Genomic DNA, 20,220 nt, shown 5'->3' with positions numbered 1-20,220 from the left:
CACCAGGGGGGACCTAAATGACCGGGGGAGCAGCACTAAAACCCGACCTGGGACGGTTCGGCGTATGGCTGGGATCACGGTCCATCACGCCGCAGCTGGCCAGCCGAATCGAATCGCTGGGCTACGGCGCAGTGTGGATCGGCGGATCACCGGACGCTGACCTGGCTTGGGTCGAACCTGCCCTTGCCGAAACCGACTCGCTACAACTGGCCACCGGGATCGTCAACATCTGGTCCGCGCCGGCCGCGGCGGTCGCGCGGTCGTACGAACGCATCGAAAGCGCCTATCCCGGAAGGTTTTTGCTCGGCATCGGGGTGGGCCACCGCGAGCACACCCAGGAGTACGTCAAGCCCTACGACGCGTTGGACCGTTACCTCGACGAACTCGACGCGGCGATGGTGCCGACCAGCCGGCGAGTGCTGGCGGCGCTCGGCCCGCGGGTGTTGCAGCTGGCGGCCGAGCGCAGTGCCGGCGCGCACCCGTACCTCACCACACCTCAGCACACGGCCAAGGCGCGCGAACTCGTCGGAAGCTCGGTGTTCCTGGCGCCCGAACACAAGGTCGTGCTCAGCACCGATGCCTCCGAAGCCCGTGCCATCGGCCGCCGGTACGCGAACTTCTACCTGGATCTCAGCAACTACGTGAACAACTGGCTGCGGTCGGGATTCACCCACGACGACGTGCGCAAGCCGGGCAGCGACAAGTTGATCGACGCGGTGGTGGCCTACGGCACCCCGGAGGCCATCGCGCAACGCCTCACCGAACACCTCGATGCCGGCGCAGACCACGTCGCGGTCCAGCCGCTCGACGCGACGCCCGACGACGAAGTGGTGCGCGTACTGGGAGAACTGGCGGGACCGCTGGGCCTCACCCGTTAGGGTTTGACCATGCGGCTATTGGTCACCGGTGGTGCCGGTTTCATCGGCACCAATTTCGTGCACAGCACCGTTCGCGAGCGTCCCGATGTCGCGGTGACGGTGCTCGACGCCATGACCTACGCCGGGCGACGCGAGTCGCTGGCGGACCTCGGCGATGCCATCAGGCTGGTGGAGGGCGATATCACCGATGGCGCGCTGGTTACCACGCTGGTCGCCGAGTCCGACGCGGTCGTGCATCTTGCCGCCGAAAGCCACGTCGACAACGCGCTGTACGACCCGGAGCCGTTTCTGCACACCAATGTGATCGGGACCTACACCATCCTGGAAGCGGTGCGGCGCTACGGTGTGCGGCTGCACCACGTGTCGACCGACGAGGTCTACGGCGACCTGGCGCTCGACGACCCGCAGCGGTTCACCGAGTCGACGCCCTACAACCCGTCGAGCCCCTACTCGGCGACCAAGGCCGCCGCCGACATGCTGGTCCGGGCCTGGGTGCGGTCGTATGGGGTGCGCGCGACAATCTCGAACTGCTCCAACAACTATGGGCCGTATCAGCACGTCGAGAAATTCATCCCGCGTCAGATCACCAACGTCCTCACCGGCCGGCGGCCCAAGTTGTACGGCAGCGGTGCCAACATTCGCGACTGGATCCACGTCGACGATCACAACAGCGCGGTCTGGCGGATCCTGGAGAAGGGCGAGATCGGCCGAACCTATCTGATCAGCGCCGACGGCGAGCGCGACAACCTGACGGTGCTGCGCACGCTGCTGCAGATGCTGGGTCGCGACCCCGACGACTTCGACACTGTCCCCGACCGCATCGGTCATGACCTCCGATACGCCATCGACTCATCGGCGTTGTGCGACGAATTGTATTGGGCGCCAAAGCACACCGACTTCGACGAGGGTCTGCGTTCCACCATTGACTGGTACCGGAACAACGAATCCTGGTGGCGTCCGCTGAAGGACGATGCCGAGGCCCGTTACGAAGCGCGCGGTCAATGAGATGAAAGTTCGCGAGCTCGACATCCCCGGCGCCTGGGAAATCACTCCCGACATCCATGGCGACTCGCGCGGCCTGTTCTTCGAATGGCTCACCGATCGCGGGTTCAGCGCCTTCGCCGGTCACTCGTTGGACGTGCGGCAAGCCAACTGCTCGGTTTCGGCCGCCGGCGTGTTGCGTGGCCTGCACTTCGCCCAGCTGCCACCGAGCCAGGCCAAGTACGTCACGTGCGTGGCGGGCTCGGTATTCGATGTCGTCGTCGATATCCGTGTGGGCTCACCGACATTCGGTCGATGGGATTCCGTGCTGCTCGACGACTCCGACCGCAGGACGATCTACATCTCCGAAGGCCTCGCCCACGGGTTCCTTGCGCTGCAAGACAATTCGACGGTGATGTACTTGTGCTCGTCGGAATACAACCCGCAACGCGAGCACACCATCTGTGCGACGGATCCGGCGCTGGCAATCGACTGGCCTTTGGTCGACGGCGCCGCACCAAGCTTGTCGGATCGTGACGCGGCCGCCCCCAGCTTCGATGAAGTGCGCAAATCCGGTGTCCTACCCGCCTGGGAGGACACGCAGCGATTCATCGCCAGCTTGCCGAGCAAATAGTCGAGCCGCGATACATACTGCTTGTGTGAAGCGTCAGCTGTCAGTCGCCCTTGTAGCCGTGACGATCGTTGCCGGCTGTTCCAGCGGCAATAAGGCCTCCGCCCCGTCGTCCAGTTCGGCGCCCCCGCCCAGCACCAGCTCCAGTGCCGCCCCCTCGAGTAGCACGGTCGCGACGGCGCCGGGGGAAGCGAAGGTCAGCGTGGGCGGTGAGCCCCTGAATGTCAGCGGCCCGGTGGTGTGCGCGACGAACAACGGCAAGTTCTCCATCGCCATCGGCGAGGCGGTCACCGGCGTGATCGTCGGGTTGGAGCCCGACGCATCGGTGGTCCACGACGTCGGGCTCGGCTCGATCAACGACGTCGTGCTGAGCTTCACCGAGGGCGCGCCCGGTAACAGCGCCGGCGCCACCAAGAACGGCAACAGTTACCACATCACCGGCACTGCAACCGGTGTGAACAACGTGGGCCTGCAGGTCAGCAAGGCCTTCACGATCGACGCCACCTGCCCCTAGGACGGCGGTGGTTCTTGCTAGGCGGGGCTGAGCCGACGCGACCTGATCAAAGGCGCGGCCCACAGCACCACGCATAGCACTTCGGAGGCGACGGCGAGCGCCGCGTGGGGTGATGGGTCCCAGCCGCGTTCGGAAAAGCCGAACAGCCCGACGGTCCTCGACAGTGCGAACGCCACCAGGGAACCGCCCGCGATCGCGGCGGCGCCCCATTGGGTCCACCAGGGACCGCCGGCGACGATCAGCACAGCGAGCGAAAACGACACACTGGCCTGGACCAGGAAGGCGGTGCCGATCATCGGGATGTGTTGGTAGCCATGGATATACAGGTAGGCGTGGCTAACGGCGCTGACACCCAGGGACGCGGCGAGGCCGAGTCGAAGCAAGAATTTCATTGCAACCTCTGCTCTTTCAACGCCAGGGCGGTCTGCCCCTTGGTGTAGTTGACCTCGCGAATGCCGAGGGCGTCGCGCAGCTTGCCGGCCGGCAGCGTGACCGGCTTGGGCGCCGGCCCATCCCCGGGATGCGGCAGCGGATACGCGGTCGTCGTGCCGCTGTAAAACGTCACGTTTCCTTCGGTCTTGGAAAACAGTTGGTGCACATGGCCGTTGAGGCATGTCACCGACGAGAAGCGGCTCAGGTAGCTCAGCGCCTGGGTGGCGTCGTCGGTGCCCCAGCCCCAGTCCGGGTACATCGCGAACAGCGGGATGTGGCTGAACACGATGATGGGAGTATCGCTGGACAAGCCCGCGACGTCCTTCTCGACGAACTCCAGCTGGTCGGTGCCCAGATGCCCAAGTTTCTTCAGGTTCAAGGTGTTCACCAGGGCGATGACGTGGACACCGGCAACGTCAAAGCTGTACCAGCCGTCGCCGCGAGTCCCCGCACCGAAGACGCTCCGATACTTCTGCCCAGCGTCATCGACCGAATCGTGTTCGCCGGGCACCGTGAACACGTGCGGAGTCTGCAGCTTCGAGAGCATCTGCTTCACCTGATCGAACTGCTCCGGGCTCGACAGGTGGGTGAGGTCGCCGGTGTGAATGACGAAATCCGGTGTGTAGCCGAGGCCGTTGATCTGATCGATCGCATGGCCGAACGTGGCGGTGACGTCCGGGTTGGGCGGACCGGAGAAGCCGATGTGGCTGTCGCTGACTTGGGCGAACCGCAGGGTGGGCCGGGCCCCAGCGTGCGAGGCCGACGCCGTGCCCGCGACATGCGAGATGACCTCGCCGCCAACGACGGCGAATCCGACCGCCGCGCCGAACCACGCCGAGTGCCGGATGAGCTGGCGGCGGGTCATCGTGTTCGGGTCATTGTTGGTCATCCCGTCACCACCACGGTGCCGTGCATGGACGGGTGAATGGAGCAGACGTAGTCGAACTTTCCCGCCGTCGGAAAGGTGTGCGAAAACGTAGCCCCCGTGCCCATTCCCGGTGAGTGAAACGAGCCGTCGGTCGCCGCCACCGTGTGCGGTTCTTCGTCGCGATTAGTCCAGGTGACGGTGCCGCCCACCTTGACGGTCAACGTCGCGGGCGCGAAGGCGAAGTTGTCGATGCTGACCTGGTCACCCGTGGCCGGCCCCGGCGATCCCGTTGCCGACGCCGAGCCCGTCGGCGCTCCCGAGGCCGGCGGCATCCCGCTCATTCCCGGCATCCCGGGGGTGGCGCTGGCGCCCGAGCCGAAGGTGACCGACGGTTGCGCTGCCGGCGGCGAAGACGAGCATCCGGCCAGCACGACGCCGGCGGCCACCGCCGCGATCACATGTTTTCGAAGCATGGGGATATCCATGCCAAGAGATAGGGCGACGGGTTACACGGGCCCGGGCAGCTAGGCCGACTGGTCGGGGCGCGCCGGGGCGAACACCTCGATCACCCCGCCGACCTCGCGAACCATCAATGTGGGCAATGGCTTTGGTGCGATCGGCAGTTGGTGGGTGAGCACCTGCCCGGTGGGCGAGAACGACGTCGAGTGGCAGGGGCAGCGCAGCCGGTCGTCGGGCGCGTCGAACCACAGCCGGCACCCCTGATGCGTGCAGACCCCGGAGATCGCCTCGGGTTTGCCGTTGACACGACGGACGAATCCGCTGACCGAGCCGAGGTCGAAGGGGTGCATCTGCCCGTCGGGCACGTCCGAGCTGGCCGCGACTCGCTGCCAGCTTCCGTCGTTGGGCGTGAGTTGTCCCGCGACGGCGGGGGCTTCGGCGGGCCCGCCCGTCACCGCCCGATCGATGGACACCGCGGCGGCGGCGGCCGCGGCGGCGGCCGAGGTGCCGACGATGACCTGCCGGCGCGTGGTATTGGCCTTCGGCGCGGCGGCCGGCCGCGAACCGGACATCTGCTCCGCGAGGCGACCATGCAGGTCGGCCAGGAATTCGGGGCTGGGGGCGTCGTCCACCTCGGCGCCCTGCCGGGCCGCCCGCAATTCGATTGCCGTGCGGATCTGCGCCGCCTCGAAGTCGTCGGGCGCGAACGGTTTTGGCCGACGGCCCCGCAGCAGGTCGTCGACATAGCGGCGCAATCCGCGCGCGTTCATGGCTGGCCCCCATCGTTGACTTGCGCTGCCAGTCGCAGAGCGCGGTGTTGGAGAACTTTGGCGTTGGCGACGCTGATCCCAAGTTCGGTTGCGGACTCCTTGATCGAATTGCCTTGCAGGAACCGCAGTTCCAAAATGCGGCGATAACGATCCGGCAGATTGTCGAGAACCTGCGCGACGCGCTGTGGTGCGGTGCTGATCGCTTCCTCGCTATCGGGTGGCGCTTCGATGTCCTCGATCGCGGTGATTTCGCGGCCCATGGTCTCGCGCCAATGCGCGGCCAGCACCGTTCGGGCCGTGGCACGCAGGTACGCGCGGACCTCGCCGACGCTCGCGCTCAGGCGCAGCGGCCGCAGCGCGGCGAGGAAGACCTCGGCGGTGAGGTCCTCGGCGTCGGCCCGGTTGCCGACGCGAGCGAACAGCGTCCGGTACACCCAGGCCGCATTGTCCTGATACACCGCGTTCCAGTCGGCATAGCCGTCGTCAGGCACCGCGCGCAATGGTCGCGGGCCGACGGGTTCGTTTTGCGCCGCCACGTGCCTCCTTTACCGACCAATATCAGCTCGGGTTACACCGACGGCGCGGTGAGTGAGGCTTCCTGGACCATCAGCTGGTCGAGTTTGGTGGCGGTGGCAGACAGCGCCGATTTGGCCATGCCCAGTATCCGGTCCCGCACGCGGGGCTTCGCCGATGCCGGCGCCAGAAGATGGCCCATCAGGTGACCGAACAGGTCCAGCCGCGCGTCGGCGAGCCATTCCGTCAGGTCCGGGTCCTCCATCCAGCGCAGCTGGTTTCCGTAGTCGGCCAGCGCGATGCGCAACCAGTCGAGGTCGGTGTCCGGGTGCGGCAGCGGGACGCACAGCCGGTTTTTCACGGCGTCATCGCGGTAGGCGGTTTCGACGTGGCCGACCAGTGCGGCGCTGAATATTTGCTGGCAACCGCGCACGCTTTGCAGCGTGATACGGCCGGTATCGAAAATTGGTGTGGCGGGCCTCTTTTCGGCGCCATCAGCGCTGCAGTCGATGTACAGCGCGCGGCCGTCCATCGCGAGGGATCCACCGTCGAGGACCATTTCGTCGGCGTCGATACGCACCACGTGGCCCATCCGCACGATGCCGGAGATGCGCCGCAGCTGCTCGAGTTCGAGCCGGGTGACGGTGGCGCAGCGGTACATGGTGGGGCGCACCGCGGGATCGATCCGCAGCAGCGCGCCGGCGTCCTCGAGGCGCGCGAACAGGTCCTCCACGGACTCGGCGTCCCGGACGGCCCGCAGTTGCGCGGTGAAGGCGGCCTTGATCTGATCGGCGAGCAACGAGCCGGGCTGGATCGTCGCGCGATCCAGTAGCCACGAATCCCGCGGCATGATCCACGTCAGCCGATCCGGCGCGATGCCCTGGCCCAGCAGCCATAGGCAGGTGTCGATTCCGGTCTTGCCGGCCCCGACGACGACGTAGCGCTCGCGGGCGCCGCGCCCGGGCAGGTCGTTGGGCGCGACACATTCGACACCGGGCGCGACCTGGTACGGGGGCGGGCGCATCGAGGGAACCATGACGCGCATGTAGGTGGCATCGACGACGCGGCGCGCCACGTTGACGGTGTACTCGGTCCCGGCCATCGTCACGAAGCGGCCTTCGCCGTCTTGCAGGCCGAGATATTCGCTCATCGGGAAGTAGCTGACCCGGCCCGTCGGCAAGAACCGCTGACGCATCACATGGTCGTAGTACGCGCAGACTTCCCCGGCCGTCGCGAGTTCGTAGAGCCCTTTGTTCCAGCCGATTCGGTCGATGGTGTCGCTGCCGAGGCGCAACGAGTTCACGCCGTAGAACGCCGACGGCTGATGCAGCCGCACGAACGGGTAGGCCGTCGTCCAATGCCCGCCCGGCTGGTGGTAGCGATCGACCACCACCACGCGTGCCTCTGTCTCAGAGATCAGCGTGTCGATGAACGCCATGCCCATGGCGCCGGCCCCGACGACGAGGTAGTCGGCCTCGATGGTGTGCATACGGGGTAAAGGCTAATCGGCCCCGGCTCGCTTCAGCGAATTTCGGCGGCCGCGGTGCGCAGCTCGTCCAAGGCCTTGAGTGCGAGTTCGGCCAGGCTCTGGTCGCCCTTTGCCGTAATCCATTCGGCGAACGCCTCTTTGAAAGCCAACGCGCCCAGCTCGGCAGCCAGGGCGGCCGCCCGTTCCGGCACGCCGCGCGCTCGCAGCGCCTGCACCATGGCCGCGGCGAGGCCGACCTGTTTGAGCGCATCGCGCTCCTGCAGTTCGGTGCTGGTGGCGATGACGGCCTTCACCTGGGGAGCAAGCTCGCGATTGAGCGGGGTCATCGCCCCGGCCGCGCGCTCCAGCCCGGCGGCGACCGCGACGAGCGGGGTGGCGTCCGCGGGCGCCGAGGCGATGCCCTCGGTCAGGAGTTGGGACAACGTCTCCTGCCCGGCCGCCAGCACCTCGCGCTTATCGGGGAAATACCGGAAGAAGGTGCTTTTCGTCAGGCCGGCCCGATCGGCGATCTCAGCGACGGTAGTTCGGTCGTAGCCCCGCTCGGAGAAGAGGTGCAGCGCCGCCTCGACCAGCCGCGCACGCGCATCGGGTTCCCATCGGGGCATGCGGTCATGGTAGGCGATGAGACCTTTGTCCCATCACCGTGGTAGTGTGATGGGACATCGGTCCCATCACTTGAGGAGTGTGTCATGCGAGTTTTCGTCACGGGCGCCACCGGCGGGGTCGGCTCGGCCGTCGTTCCCGAGCTCATCCGCGCGGGCCACGAGGTTCTGGCGCTGGCCCGCTCCGACGCGTCGGCCCAGGCCGCCAAAGCCATGGGGGCCGACGTGCTGCACGGCGATCTCGACGACCCCGAGAGCCTGCGCGCCGGCGCCAAGGACGCCGACGGGGTCGTCCACCTCGCCTTCCTCCACTTCGACGATTTCGAGAGGGCCGTCGCGCAGGAGGCGGTCGCCGTCGAGACCTTCGGCGCGGCCCTCGCGGGGAGCGGCAAGCCGTTCGTCATGGCCTCGGGCACGCCCCCCATCCCCGGCCGCGCCTCCACCGAGCGGGACCCCGCGCCGACCGAGGGGCTAATCGGCGGGCGCGGCCGAAACGCCCACGCCGCACTGGAACTGGCGGCCCAAGGAGTCCGCTCGGCGGTGGTCCGCCTCCCCCGCTCGGTCCACCGGGCGGGCGGCCCCTGCGGGTTCGCCTCCCTGCTCGTCGAGGCGGCCCGACGGACCGGGGTCTCCGGATATGTCGGCGACGGCGCCCAGCGCTGGCCGGCCGTGCACGTCCTCGACGCGGCCCGGCTCTTCCGCCTGGTCCTCGAGGAGGCGACGCCCGGGACGGTGGCGCACGCCGTCGGCGACGAGGGCGACCCCATGCGCGCGCTCGCCGAGGCCATCGGGCGCCAGCTCGATCTCCCCGCGGCGTCGGTGCCCGCCGAGCATTTCGGGTTCCTCGGCGCCATATTCGCCCGTGATCAGCCGTCCTCGAGCGAGTTGACCCGGGAGAGATTCGGCTGGCGGCCCACCCATCCGAGCCTGCTCGAGGACCTGGAGGCGGGGAACTACCCTCTCTGAGGCTACGGTCGCGACCATGATCAGCTGGAGAGAGTTCACGGCAGCAGCCCCGCGAATCGCGACCATATTCCTCCGCCGCCACGCCGCGACCGGCAACCTCTGCATGTTGGGCACGCTTCGCTCGGACGGGTTTCCCCGGATCAGCCCCATCGAGCCGAGGTTCTTCGAAGATCGGCTCTGGATCGGCGGGATGCCGGGGACGACGAAATTCCATGACCTGTCGCGCGATCCGCGCTTCTGCCTGCACACCGCCACCGTCGACACCGAGGTCAAGGACGGCGACGCGAAGCTGTTCGGCGTTGTTGAGGACGTCGGTGACAAGGACTTGCATCAGCGGTACGCCGAAGCGCTCTACGAACAGACCGGCTTCGACCTTCGAGGGCAGGAGTTCGATCACCTTTATCGGGCCGACTTGATCGGTGGGTCCGCGGTCGAGGTGACCGACGGCCACCTGGACATCACGATCTGGAAGGACGGCGAAGCCGAGCGCGTCGTGCGCAAGCACTGAGCGCCTTGCCCCGCCCGAGCCAAGTTACTAGGATATCCAAGTATTAGCGCGTATACGACTTCCGAGGACACCATGACCACACAGATCCCGCACTTCATCGATGGGAAGCGCACCGCCGGCCAATCCACCCGCACGGCCGACGTTTTCAACCCCAGTACCGGCGCGGTGCAGGCGAAGGTGCCGATGGCGGGCAAGGCCGACGTCGACGCGGCGGTGGCCTCGGCCGTCGAGGCCCAAAAGGATTGGGCGGCATGGAATCCGCAGCGCCGCGCCCGGGTGATGATGCGCTTCATCGAGCTGGTCAACTCCAACAGCGACGAGTTGGCCGAGCTGCTGTCCCTCGAGCACGGCAAGACGGTCGCCGACGCCAAGGGCGACATCCAGCGCGGCATCGAGGTCATCGAGTTCTGCATCGGGATCCCGCATCTGCTCAAGGGCGAGTACAGCGAGGGCGCCGGGCCGGGCATCGACGTCTATTCGTTGCGTCAGCCCTTGGGCGTGGTCGCGGGCATCACGCCGTTCAACTTCCCGGCGATGATCCCGCTGTGGAAGGCCGGACCGGCGCTGGCCTGTGGCAACGCGTTCGTGCTCAAGCCCAGCGAACGTGACCCGTCGGTCCCGGTGCGTCTGGCCGAACTCTTCCTCGAGGCCGGCCTGCCGCCCGGCGTGTTCCAGGTGGTGCACGGCGACAAGGAAGCCGTCGACGCCATCCTGCACCATCCCGACATCAAGGCCGTGGGCTTCGTCGGCAGCTCCGACATCGCCCACTACATCTATTCGACCGCCGCGGCGACCGGCAAGCGGTCACAGTGCTTCGGCGGTGCCAAGAACCACATGATCGTGATGCCCGACGCCGACCTCGACCAGGCCGTCGACGCGCTTATCGGGGCGGGCTACGGCAGCGCAGGCGAACGCTGCATGGCGATCAGCGTCGCGGTGCCGGTCGGTGAGCAAACCGCGGAACGGTTGCGCGCCAGGCTCATCGAGCGAATCAACAACCTGCGGGTGGGCCACAGCCTCGACCCCAAGGCCGACTACGGTCCACTGGTCACCGACGCCGCGGTAGCCAGGGTGCGCGATTACATCGATCAGGGCGTGGCCGCCGGCGCCGAGATCGTCATCGACGGCCGCGACCGCACCAGCGACGACCTGGCGTACGGCGATGCCAGCCTGGAGGGCGGCTTCTTCATCGGCCCGACCCTGTTCGACCACGTCACCCCCGACATGTCGATCTACACCGACGAGATCTTCGGACCGGTGCTGTGCATCGTAAGGGCGCACAACTACGAAGAAGCAGTGGCGCTGCCTTCGGAGCACGAGTACGGCAACGGCGTGGCGGTGTTCACCCGCGACGGCGACACCGCGCGCGACTTCGTCTCCCGGGTTCAGGTGGGCATGGTGGGTGTCAACGTGCCGATCCCGGTCCCGGTGGCGTATCACACCTTCGGCGGCTGGAAGCGCTCCGGCTTCGGCGACCTCAACCAGCACGGGCCAGCGTCGATCCAGTTCTACACGAAGGTCAAGACCGTCACGTCGCGCTGGCCGTCCGGCATCAAGGACGGCGCCGAATTCGTCATCCCCACAATGAATTAGAGCATCATGTTTACTCTGAACGACGACGAACGCGTCATCACCGACACGGCGGCCGCGTTCGCCGCCAAATGCCTTGCCCCGCATGCCCTGGAATGGGATACCACCAAGCATTTTCCGACGGATGTGCTGCGCGAGGCCGCCGAGCTCGGCATGGCAGCGATCTACTGCCGCGATGACGTCGGCGGGAGCGGGCTGCGCCGGCTCGACGGGGTCCGGATCTTCGAGCAGTTGGCTATCGCCGACCCGACGACGGCCGCGTTCCTGTCCATCCACAACATGTGTGCGTGGATGATCGACACGTTCGGCACCGACGAGCAACGCAAGGAATGGATTCCGCGGTTGGCGCCGATGGACGTCATCGCCAGCTACTGCCTGACCGAGCCGAACGCGGGATCCGACGCGGCCGCCCTGAGCACCCGCGCCGTCAAGCAGGGTGGCGACTACGTGCTCGACGGGGTTAAGCAGTTCATTTCCGGCGCGGGCGCCTCCGACGTGTACGTCGTGATGGCCCGCACCGGCGGCGACGGCCCGCGCGGCATCTCGGCCTTCATCGTCGAAAAGGACACGCCTGGGCTGAGTTTCGGCTCGCCCGAGGAGAAGATGGGCTGGCACGCGCAACCCACCGCGCAGGTGATCTTCGAGGATGTGCGGGTGCCCGCCGACGCGATGCTGGGCGGCGCGGATGGCGAGGGTGCCGGCTTCGGCATCGCGATGAACGGTCTCAACGGTGGCCGGCTCAACATCGCGGCCTGCTCGCTGGGCGGCGCGCAGTCCGCCTTCGACAAAGCGGGAGCCTATGTGCGCGAACGGCAGGCGTTCGGCTCTCCCCTGTTGGACGAGCCCACCATCCGGTTCACCCTGGCCGACATGGCCACCGGGCTGGAGACCTCGCGAATGCTGTTGTGGCGCGCGGCGGCCGCGCTGGACGCCGACGACACCGACAAGGTCGAGCTGTGCGCGATGGCCAAACGCTATGTCACCGATACCTGCTTCGAGATCGCCGACAAAGCCCTGCAGCTGCACGGCGGCTACGGCTACTTGCGCGAGTATGGTCTGGAAAAGATCGTCCGCGATCTGCGGGTGCATCGAATCCTGGAGGGGACCAACGAAATAATGCGGGTCGTCATCGGGCGGGCCGAGGCCGCCCGGTTCCGGGCCGGCGTGTAGGAGAGGGAGCCAATGTCGGCGATCGCGTTCTTGGGACTGGGCCACATGGGCGCGCCGATGTCGGCGAATCTTGTTGCCGCCGAACACATCGTACGCGGGTTCGATCCGGTGCCGGCGGCGGCAGCGGCCGGAGCCGCGGGTGGCGTCACCATATTCGACAGCGCCGCTGATGCGGTTGCCGAGGCCGACGTGGTGATCACCATGCTGCCCAGTGGCGAGCTGGTCAAGCGCTGCTACGTCGACGTGTTACCCGCCGCGCGGCCCGGCGCGCTGTTTATCGACAGCTCAACGATCTCGGTCAACGACGCCCGCGAGGTGCACTCGCTCGCGGAATCGCAGGGGGTTTCGCAGCTGGACGCACCGGTCTCCGGCGGGGTCAAGGGCGCCGTCGCCGGGACGCTGGCGTTCATGGTCGGGGGCGACGAGTCCGCGCTGGAGCGAGCGCGGCCGGTGCTGGAACCGATGGCGGGCAAGGTCATCCATTGCGGTGCGGCCGGGTCCGGCCAGGCCGCCAAGGTGTGCAACAACATGGTGCTGGCCGTGCAACAGATCGCCGTCGGCGAAGCGTTCGTACTGGCCGAGAAGCTCGGGCTGTCGGCGCAATCCCTGTTCGACGTGATCACCGGCGCGACCGGCAACTGCTGGGCCGTGCACACCAATTGCCCAGTGCCGGGCCCGGTTCCGACGTCGCCGGCCAACAACGACTTCAAGCCGGGTTTCGCGACCGCGCTGATGAACAAGGACCTCGGCCTGGCGATGGAGGCGGTGGCCTCAACCGGCTCGTCGGCGCCGCTGGGCAGTCACGCCGCCGAGATCTACGCGAAGTTCGCCGCCGACCATGCCGACAAAGACTTCAGCGCGGTGATCGAGGTACTGCGCGGCAGCTGAGCCGGAAACCTCGCGTCACTGGACCTTTCGGCCCAAAAACGCGGCCAGTTGATCCGCGGACGCACGCTCGGGTGGACACGGCTGCTCCTCGGCGAAGGGCTTGCCCGGCCCGCGGAACTGGGGCCCGACGAACGCCCGCACCGCGGCGAGTTGCTCGCCCGCCAACTCCGGATCGAGATCCGTCGACTGCCCGGTGGCGGTCGCGAGGTCCCACGCGTGGGTCAGCACGTCGCTGGTGCGCAATCCGATGAACATTTGTCCTGGGATCTCAGCGAATGGCAGCTTGAACATCATGGACATCCCGTCCGGACCCGCGAAGACCGCCTGTGCCGCGGCGGCGGACCCCCGGTGCGCGGCAACGAGGTCGTCGGGCCGGGCCGGCGGCTCAATGGGGGTCTGCGCCCAGAGCCCGACGTGCTCGTTACCGCCGATGACGTGTTCGATCAGATCCCCAATCGTCCACTCCGAGCAGGGCGTCGGGGCGCCCAGCTGGTCGGGGCTGACGTTGGCGAGGACGCGGGCGAACGCGTCCTGAGCGCGCTGGTGAGCACTTAATGGGTCCATGCCTTAGAAGTCTCCCGCGTTGCGCCGCAGACTTTCAATGGAGGACACCAACGCCTGCGATTCGTCGGCCTTCATCCCGATGTCGGCGAATACCTGCTCGTTGAGGGTGACGGTGGCGTCCTCGACGGTGGAGCGGCCGAGGTCGGTGATCTGGACCAGCGTCGTCCGGCCGTCGGTGGGGTGCGGCACCCGCTGAACCAGCCCGTCGGCCTCGAGCCGGCGGATCGCGTGGGTCACGCTGGTGACGTGAACCTGCAGCCGGTCGGACGCCTTGGTGATCGGCAACGCGCCGGTGCGGCTGAAGGCCAGCAGCCGCAGCAGCTCAAAACGGGAGAAGCTCAAGTCGTACGGGCGCAGCGCCGCCTCGACGCGAGCCAGGAGGATCTGATGGGCGCGCATCACCGACGTCACCGCGACCATCCCCTGCGAAACATCGCCCCACCCGGCACGCTCCCAATTGGCGCGTGCCGCCGCGATCGGATCACGTTTGGAGGCGGCCACGCCCTTTCTTACCGCACTTGCAGCCCCGGCGTGGACTTTCCCACCGCAGACAGCACCGCCTGCGTGGATGCCCGGTTGCCCACGGTGATGCGCGCGTCGCCGTCCGCGTAGCAGCGAACCTGCAGTCCGCTGTCGGCGAAGACCTCGCGCCACAGCCGACCCCTCGACGGCAGGTACACGAAGTTGGCGTGGGCGTCGGTGGTGTAGATCCCCAGTGCGCCCAAGCGCATCCGGAGGTAGCGACATTCGGCGGTGATCGCCCGGATCCGTTGCAGCAGTTGGTCTTCGGCGTTGTAGGACGCCGCGACCGCGGGCAGGCTGGTCATCGCGATGCCGAACGGCAGCTGCTGGGACCACAGCATGCGGGCCAGCTCGCCCGACGCCAGGCCGTAACCGATCCGCAGGCCGGCCAGCCCGTAGGCCTTGGAGAAGGTACGTACCACCACGACGTTCGGGAAGCGCCGAACCAGCGCCGCCACGTCAATGCGGTGCTCGGCCGCGGCGAATTCGATGTAGGCCTCGTCGAGGACCACGACGGTATCGCGTGGCACGCGGCGCAGGAATCGGAACAGCTGGGCCGCGGGCTCGAGCGTGCCGGTCGGGTTGTGCGGCCGGCACACCACCACGACCCGCGCGGCCGCGGCGGCGTCGGCCAGCCCGTCGAGGTCGTTATGGCCGTGCTCGTCGAGTGCAACGGTCACCGACCGCAGCCGTGTCATCTCGGCGATGATCGGATAGCCGTCGAAGGTCGGCGTCGACATGGCGATCGCGTCCCCCGGCGCGGTCAGCGCCTGCAGCGCCTGCAGCACCACCCCGGTCGCCCCGGCGCCCAGCACCACCTGGTCGGCGGGCACGCCGATGCGCCCGGCGATCAGGTTGCGCAACCGCTCGGGCAGAAACTCCGGATAGCGGTTGGCCGCATCGATGGAACGGATCAATACCGACCGCACCGCCGGCAGCGGCGGAAACGGGTTTTCGTTCAGCGACAGCGCGTGCGGATCGATCGCGTCGGGAAACGCGTCGTCGATCTCGACCGCCAGCGGGCTTGCGACCATCAGCCCCGTCCGCCCCACCGCACCGCGGCCGCGCCGGCGAAGTCACCGGCGTGCGCAAAGGCCGCCATCATCACCACGTCGCCCGCCCGGACCTGTCCGTCCGATATCGCGCGGTCGAGGTTCACCGGGATCCCGGCGCCGAACAGGTTGCCGCACTCTTCGAAGGTGTCGCGATGCCGTTCCTTCGGCAACTCGAGCGCTTCACGCCAGTTGCGCAGGAACGCCCGATTCGGTTGGTTGGTGACCAGCAAGTCGATCTCCTTGGCGGGCAGGCCGATTCGGTCGCAGACCGCCAGCGCCACCTCGGGGACCTGCCGGTTGCCCCGGGCGAGCACCTTGGTGATCTTGTTTTCGGTGAACCCGATGCTGCCCTCGCCGAGCCCGGCCGCCCACCACTTGCGGGGCGGGTCGTAGGAGAGCGTCATCTCACCCGCGTATTCGCCGTAGGTGCGGCACTCGACGTCGAGAATGGGCGAGTCGTCGCCGACCGTGACCAGCCCGACCGCGGCGCCGTCACCCGGCACCGCCGACTGCGCCTTGCGCCTGATCGTCGGCTGGTCGAAGAACTGACCGGCCGCGTTCTGCGCGATGGCGATCAGCGCGCTGTGGCCTTCGCCGGTCGACAGCAGTTTACGAGCCACGTTGAGCGCCAACACAAATGCGGCGCAGCCGCCGTTGTTCAGATCCAGCACCCAGGAGGGCCGCAGGCCGAGCCGGTGAGCGATGCCGCCCCCTTCGCCGTAGAAGGCCATGTCCGGCACCTGGGTGTGCGTGATCAACACGTCCACGCCTTCGACGGCGTCGTGGCCGTGGCGTTCGATCAGCCCCTGCGCGGCCCGTTCGATCATGTCGATCGCGGTCTCGTCCGGTGCGACGTGGTGGCGGTACTTCGGGGCGCGGAACATGACGTTGTCGCGCAGGTCATCGGATTCGGCGAATTGCGCGTAGTACTCGGCGCCGATCGGCTCGCCCGGCAGATAGCTGGAGACGTCGATCAGGCTGACGGCGGGCTGGCTCATGTTGTCCTCAGCTCATCCATTTCGGGGTGACCGGAAGGCCGTTGCGGTGGCGGTACTCGGCGATCGCCTTGAGGTTCTTCATCTCCAGCAGGTGGCCGGCGCCGAACATGTCCCAGAAGTCACCGACCCATACCGGGCGCCCGGGCGGCGCGGTCTCCGGATACGGGTTGTGGTCGTAGAACGGGTGGTGGCAATTGGTCCACAGCACAACCGAACCCGGCTTGTCGAGCACCACCTGCGCGTCGATGACGCGCATCAGATAGATCATCCACAGGTGCTTGCCCTGATCCCAGGCGCAGTGGTAGTCGACGGTCCGCGCCTGCTCGTTGACGACGGTGCGGGTGTAGATCTCGGTTTCCGAGCCGAGCCGGTCATGCGCCAGCCACAGGCCCGGCTCGTCGGTCGTGGTGAAGCCGCGCAGGCTGTAGGTCCACTCCTCGAGGCTGCGCGTGTCGGACATGTACTCGAACAGCTCGTCGGGCGGGCAGTCGATGTAATCGTTGACGGTGCAGTATTCGCCGAACACCTGGTCGTGCGGGTACACCGACCGCATCATCTCCATGATGATCGGTGTGGCCTTTTCCCTGGGGCTGGTTTCGATGCGGACGACCCCGTCGATGGGTGTCGGAATGTCCTCAAGCGCTGGCAGCGACATCGGTTCGGTTCTCCTTCGAGGTTGGAATCTCTTCTGGGGCAGTGGCTTTGGCCGGCGCCTGGGCAAGGAAGGGTGCGAACGGCGGGATTTCGTCGGCTGCGCACTCGACGCTGACCACCGCCGGCCCGTCGGCGTCCAGTGCCACGCGCAGCGCGGCGGCGAACCCGTCCAGATCGGTCGCGTCGACGGATGTCAGGCCCGGGAACATCGCGGCCAGGCCCGCGCCGAGCCGGCTGGGGCGGAATCGGTTGTAGCTGTAGAGATCGTCGTAGAACAGCTGCTCGCGGGTCACGCACATGGCGTGGGCGTTGTTATTGAACAGCACGAACGTCACCGGCAGCCGGTAGTGCACGGCGGTGTGCACCTCCATGCCGTGCATGAAGAACGCCCCGTCGCCCGCGATCACCACGGTGCGGCCCCGGGGCCGCCCACTCGTGGCGCGCCCGAACGCCATCCCGATGCCGGCCCCGAAGCTGTATCCCATGCCGCCCATGCCGAGCGCGACCGCGAACCTGCCGCCGCGTCGCGCGCCCAGGTAGTGGATCGCCGCCGCGCCGGTGTTGCCGGCGTCGACCACGATGTCCGTCCCGTCGGGCAGCGCATCGTCCAGCACCGCCATGGCGTCGCGGTAGCGCACGCCGTCGCCCTCGCAGGGCGGCGGCGTCAGCTCGGTGCGGCGCACCACATCGGGCACCCGAACGCCCGTCGGCCGTCCGCGCCCGGACAGCGCCTGGGTGAGCATGCGCAGCGAGCCGCGCAGGTCCTCGGTGTGCACGTGAGTGCACCGAACATACGGCGGTGCCGACCCGATCGAGACCGTCCGCACCGCGGCCAGTGCATCGTCCAGTCCGGTCCGCGCGGTGACCGACAGCCGGGTGCCGACGACGAGGCACACGGCGCTCGCGGCCACCGCTTCGGCCACACCCGGGTGGCCCATCACGCCGGTCACACCGAGCGACGACGAGGACCCGAGGCCGGGTGTGCCCGCGGCGTCCTTGGCGTCCGGCACCGTGGCCACCCGCGCCCGCAACACCGCACGCAGCGCTTCGAGCTCGGCGCGGGCGTTGTCCCGGGCGACCTGCTCGCCCGCGATGATGGTGATCGGGCCATCGGCGTCTCGCAGCACCGGGACGATCGGAGCCGGATTTCCGATCGGACGCGGATCATGCGAACTACCGTCGCCATCAATCTCGACGTATCCCTGCTGAATGTCCTTGGGCAACAACAACACTGCCGGGCCGCCGGCGCGTGCGGCCGCAATGGCCTCCGACAACGCGGGCGCGATGTCGTCCGGCGAGAGCACCCGCCGGCACGACAGCGACACCGCGGAAAACACCGCCTCGGCGTCCAGCGATCCGTTGCTGCCGCTGGTGTCCTGAAAACTGCCTCGGCCATCCATCGTGGTAGCGGTTTGGCCGACCAACGCCAACACGGGAACGCGGCTTGTCAGCGACTCCCCGAGCGCCGCAACAAGGTTCAGCGCGCCGCCGCCCGAGGTTGCCGCCACCACACCCAGCCCGGCGCCGCTGCGGCTGTAGCCATCGGCCATCGTCGCGGCGGAAAATTCGTGCTTGGCCAAAATCGCGGTGATGTCGGACCGGAAGTGCGCGGCGTCGTAGAGATCCTCGATGTTGGCACCGTCCACACCGAAGATGTGGTCGACTCCGATGGACGCGAGACGCTCGACGACGTGGTCGACCACGCGCTGCTTGCGGGGCATGTGTGTGACACGACCGGCGGGTAACTTCAGTTCACCGCGGGGTGCGAAATTTACAGCGAGCGCTGCAGCAAGACCTGCCCGGTATCGGCGGCAACCACCTGCACGGCGGCGATCTGGTCGATCGGCGTCGAGATGCTGCCCGCGGGCGTGGCGGTGTGACCGGGTTCGGCCACCCAGGTCGCCAGCCGGGTCTGGCTGCCGTCGCGACCGACCACGACCATCGCAAGCGTGTCGTGGTGCGCATAAATCGGGGCGAGGCAGACGCACTTCAGGTTGATGAATGTCCCCCAGTGCTGACTGGACAGCGACACCGTGGAGGTCAGCAGGGTGGTGCCGACCTGCGACATGTCCTGTGCGGACGCGGCCACCTGCTGCGGCGGCGTCGAGAAATGCCCCTGCACGCCGACCAACACCCCGACTCCCAACACGGCGGCCGCGGCGGACGAGGCCACCCAGGTGGTCACGCGGGCGCGGCGGCGGCGCCAGCGCACCGTTGCCAGCAACGACGGCAACAGCTCTGGCGACATCTCCGGCGGGACCGCTTGCGCGGGGCCGGATTCGCCGATCGCGGACACTTCGTCATGGTCGAGTTGCGAGAGCAGGCCGGGCACGCCGCTGAGTTCCGCGACGGCCTCCCGGCACGCCGGGCAGCCGGCCATGTGCGCCTCGAATTCGCGGCGGTCGACGGCAGACAACGACCCCAGCACGTATGCGGCATCCCACATCGCGTAGCGGTGGCTGTCTTCGATCGTCACGCCAAGTACCTCGTTGTCACCGGGCGGGCCGATACCCCATTGCGGCGTCCTCATGTCATTCGTCTCCCGTCACCCTCAAGTATTCGGAGCCGACGACCGCCCGGATGGGTCCTCGAACACAACCCCGGGCCGTCATCGCGTAACTCCAAGTTCCTGCAGAGTGAGCCGCAATGCCCGTACGGCATAGTGTAGTCGCGACTTCACTGTTCCTTCCGCGATCTCAAGGTCCGCAGCAATCTGCGCGGTGGTCCATCCGCGGTAGTAGGAGCGCTCGATGACGGCCCGGTGCTCCGCGGATAGTTGCACCATGGCGTCGGCGATCAGCAGCCGATCCAGCGCCGCGTTCACCTCGTCGGGCGTGGATTGCTCCGGCGCGCCCGCCTCGTCCAGCGAACCGACCACGTTGCGGTACCGCGCGCTGCGCCGGTCGTCGATGATCATGTTGCGGGCCACGGTGAACAGCCACGCCCGCGCCGACCTGTCGGTGTCGCCGATGACTTCGGGGTGTTGCCACGCCCGTAACAATGTCTCCTGGACCACGTCTTCCGATTGGCTCGGGTCCCCGGTCAGGCGCAGCGCGTAGCGCCACAGGACCGCGGCATGTTCGTCGTAGAGCGCCTTCATCAGAGCGGCTTCGGCAGCCCCGGACGCCCTCCAAGTGCCGGCAACCCGAGCCACTCGATCACCTCCTG

24 protein-coding genes are annotated in these 20,220 nt (G+C 67.7%); 9 read left to right on the top strand and 15 right to left on the bottom strand.

The window, feature by feature from the left end; all coding sequences use genetic code 11:
* Nucleotides 1-17: 17 nt before the first annotated feature.
* From A5744_RS13150 to A5744_RS13135, 4 genes are read left to right on the top strand one after another with little or no spacing between them, the layout of a single operon-like run.
* Entirely contained in the window at nucleotides 18-878 is an 861-nt protein-coding gene (locus A5744_RS13150; RefSeq protein WP_076061616.1) for an LLM class F420-dependent oxidoreductase, read from the top strand.
* A 9-nt stretch (nucleotides 879-887) separates the two neighbouring features.
* Nucleotides 888-1,883: a dTDP-glucose 4,6-dehydratase gene (rfbB, locus tag A5744_RS13145; RefSeq protein ID WP_076061615.1), complete on the top strand. Its 996-nt coding sequence runs from the start codon at nucleotides 888-890 to the stop codon at nucleotides 1,881-1,883.
* A gap of 1 nt (nucleotide 1,884) precedes the next feature.
* Entirely contained in the window at nucleotides 1,885-2,493 is a 609-nt protein-coding gene (gene rfbC, locus A5744_RS13140; RefSeq protein WP_076061613.1) for a dTDP-4-dehydrorhamnose 3,5-epimerase, read from the top strand.
* Nucleotides 2,494-2,551: 58 nt separating this feature from the next.
* On the top strand, nucleotides 2,552-3,004 hold the full coding sequence (locus tag A5744_RS13135; RefSeq protein WP_240563033.1) for a lipoprotein LpqH: 453 nt from the start codon (nucleotides 2,552-2,554) through the stop codon (nucleotides 3,002-3,004).
* 17 nt (nucleotides 3,005-3,021) lie between these two features.
* Here A5744_RS13135 and A5744_RS13130 read toward each other — a convergent pair whose 3' ends face one another.
* From A5744_RS13130 to A5744_RS13100, 7 genes are read right to left on the bottom strand one after another with little or no spacing between them, the layout of a single operon-like run.
* Nucleotides 3,022-3,396, bottom strand: a complete 375-nt coding sequence (locus tag A5744_RS13130) for a hypothetical protein (protein ID WP_076061610.1) — start codon at nucleotides 3,394-3,396, stop codon at nucleotides 3,022-3,024.
* Nucleotides 3,393-4,325: a metallophosphoesterase gene (locus tag A5744_RS13125; RefSeq protein WP_076061609.1), complete on the bottom strand. Its 933-nt coding sequence runs from the start codon at nucleotides 4,323-4,325 to the stop codon at nucleotides 3,393-3,395. The genes A5744_RS13130 and A5744_RS13125 overlap by 4 nt, the downstream gene beginning before the upstream one ends.
* Nucleotides 4,322-4,777, bottom strand: a complete 456-nt coding sequence (locus tag A5744_RS13120; RefSeq protein ID WP_240563032.1) for a cupredoxin family copper-binding protein — start codon at nucleotides 4,775-4,777, stop codon at nucleotides 4,322-4,324. The genes A5744_RS13125 and A5744_RS13120 overlap by 4 nt, the downstream gene beginning before the upstream one ends.
* 51 nt (nucleotides 4,778-4,828) lie before the next feature.
* The gene (locus A5744_RS13115; protein ID WP_076061607.1) at nucleotides 4,829-5,533 is read right to left on the bottom strand and encodes a Rieske (2Fe-2S) protein; all 705 of its coding nucleotides are present in this window, start codon (nucleotides 5,531-5,533) and stop codon (nucleotides 4,829-4,831) included.
* Entirely contained in the window at nucleotides 5,530-6,069 is a 540-nt protein-coding gene (locus A5744_RS13110) for a sigma-70 family RNA polymerase sigma factor (RefSeq protein WP_076061605.1), read from the bottom strand. Before A5744_RS13110 ends, A5744_RS13115 begins: the two co-directional genes overlap by 4 nt.
* Nucleotides 6,070-6,101: 32 nt before the next feature.
* Nucleotides 6,102-7,535, bottom strand: a complete 1,434-nt coding sequence (locus A5744_RS13105) for an NAD(P)-binding protein (RefSeq protein WP_076061604.1) — start codon at nucleotides 7,533-7,535, stop codon at nucleotides 6,102-6,104.
* Between the two features lie 32 nt (nucleotides 7,536-7,567).
* Nucleotides 7,568-8,140 (bottom strand): TetR/AcrR family transcriptional regulator, encoded by a 573-nt coding sequence (locus A5744_RS13100; RefSeq protein ID WP_076061602.1) that lies wholly within the window; start codon nucleotides 8,138-8,140, stop codon nucleotides 7,568-7,570.
* 84 nt (nucleotides 8,141-8,224) lie between these two features.
* Here A5744_RS13100 and A5744_RS13095 point away from each other — a divergent pair, with 84 nt between their 5' ends.
* The 5 genes from A5744_RS13095 to mmsB all read left to right on the top strand — a co-directional run bounded on the left by A5744_RS13095 (nucleotide 8,225) and on the right by mmsB (nucleotide 13,259).
* Nucleotides 8,225-9,103: an SDR family oxidoreductase gene (locus A5744_RS13095; RefSeq protein WP_076061600.1), complete on the top strand. Its 879-nt coding sequence runs from the start codon at nucleotides 8,225-8,227 to the stop codon at nucleotides 9,101-9,103.
* Nucleotides 9,104-9,119: 16 nt separating this feature from the next.
* A complete protein-coding gene (locus A5744_RS13090) occupies nucleotides 9,120-9,611 on the top strand; it encodes a pyridoxamine 5'-phosphate oxidase family protein (RefSeq protein ID WP_076061599.1) in 492 nt (163 codons plus the stop codon).
* Nucleotides 9,612-9,683: 72 nt separating this feature from the next.
* Nucleotides 9,684-11,204, top strand: a complete 1,521-nt coding sequence (locus A5744_RS13085) for a CoA-acylating methylmalonate-semialdehyde dehydrogenase (protein WP_076061597.1) — start codon at nucleotides 9,684-9,686, stop codon at nucleotides 11,202-11,204.
* A gap of 6 nt (nucleotides 11,205-11,210) precedes the next feature.
* On the top strand, nucleotides 11,211-12,371 hold the full coding sequence (locus tag A5744_RS13080) for an acyl-CoA dehydrogenase family protein (protein WP_076061595.1): 1,161 nt from the start codon (nucleotides 11,211-11,213) through the stop codon (nucleotides 12,369-12,371).
* 12 nt (nucleotides 12,372-12,383) lie between these two features.
* The gene (gene mmsB / locus A5744_RS13075) at nucleotides 12,384-13,259 is read left to right on the top strand and encodes a 3-hydroxyisobutyrate dehydrogenase (protein WP_076061594.1); all 876 of its coding nucleotides are present in this window, start codon (nucleotides 12,384-12,386) and stop codon (nucleotides 13,257-13,259) included.
* A 15-nt stretch (nucleotides 13,260-13,274) separates the two neighbouring features.
* On the opposite strand, the gene A5744_RS13070 is transcribed toward mmsB, so the two are convergent.
* The 8 genes from A5744_RS13070 to A5744_RS13035 all read right to left on the bottom strand — a co-directional run bounded on the left by A5744_RS13070 (nucleotide 13,275) and on the right by A5744_RS13035 (nucleotide 20,206).
* Nucleotides 13,275-13,823: a TIGR03086 family metal-binding protein gene (locus A5744_RS13070; protein WP_076061592.1), complete on the bottom strand. Its 549-nt coding sequence runs from the start codon at nucleotides 13,821-13,823 to the stop codon at nucleotides 13,275-13,277.
* A 3-nt stretch (nucleotides 13,824-13,826) separates the two neighbouring features.
* Nucleotides 13,827-14,324, bottom strand: a complete 498-nt coding sequence (locus tag A5744_RS13065; RefSeq protein WP_076061590.1) for a MarR family transcriptional regulator — start codon at nucleotides 14,322-14,324, stop codon at nucleotides 13,827-13,829.
* An 8-nt stretch (nucleotides 14,325-14,332) separates the two neighbouring features.
* Nucleotides 14,333-15,379 (bottom strand): aminotransferase class I/II-fold pyridoxal phosphate-dependent enzyme, encoded by a 1,047-nt coding sequence (locus A5744_RS13060; protein ID WP_076061746.1) that lies wholly within the window; start codon nucleotides 15,377-15,379, stop codon nucleotides 14,333-14,335.
* Nucleotides 15,379-16,398 (bottom strand): 3-oxoacyl-[acyl-carrier-protein] synthase III C-terminal domain-containing protein, encoded by a 1,020-nt coding sequence (locus A5744_RS13055; protein WP_076061588.1) that lies wholly within the window; start codon nucleotides 16,396-16,398, stop codon nucleotides 15,379-15,381. Before A5744_RS13055 ends, A5744_RS13060 begins: the two co-directional genes overlap by 1 nt.
* Nucleotides 16,399-16,405: 7 nt before the next feature.
* Nucleotides 16,406-17,053, bottom strand: a complete 648-nt coding sequence (locus A5744_RS13050; RefSeq protein ID WP_076061587.1) for an SRPBCC family protein — start codon at nucleotides 17,051-17,053, stop codon at nucleotides 16,406-16,408.
* The gene (locus tag A5744_RS13045; RefSeq protein WP_076061585.1) at nucleotides 17,034-18,773 is read right to left on the bottom strand and encodes a thiamine pyrophosphate-binding protein; all 1,740 of its coding nucleotides are present in this window, start codon (nucleotides 18,771-18,773) and stop codon (nucleotides 17,034-17,036) included. Before A5744_RS13045 ends, A5744_RS13050 begins: the two co-directional genes overlap by 20 nt.
* Nucleotides 18,774-18,823: 50 nt before the next feature.
* The gene (locus A5744_RS13040; RefSeq protein WP_076061583.1) at nucleotides 18,824-19,582 is read right to left on the bottom strand and encodes a zf-HC2 domain-containing protein; all 759 of its coding nucleotides are present in this window, start codon (nucleotides 19,580-19,582) and stop codon (nucleotides 18,824-18,826) included.
* 78 nt (nucleotides 19,583-19,660) lie between these two features.
* Complete coding sequence (locus tag A5744_RS13035; protein WP_076061581.1) at nucleotides 19,661-20,206, bottom strand: sigma-70 family RNA polymerase sigma factor; 546 nt, start codon at nucleotides 20,204-20,206, stop codon at nucleotides 19,661-19,663.
* Nucleotides 20,207-20,220 lie beyond the last annotated feature (14 nt).

This window comes from Mycobacterium sp. IS-1264 (assembly GCF_001954195.1).
Classification (GTDB): domain Bacteria; phylum Actinomycetota; class Actinomycetes; order Mycobacteriales; family Mycobacteriaceae; genus Mycobacterium.
This window is presented reverse-complemented; position numbering and strand designations above follow the sequence as displayed.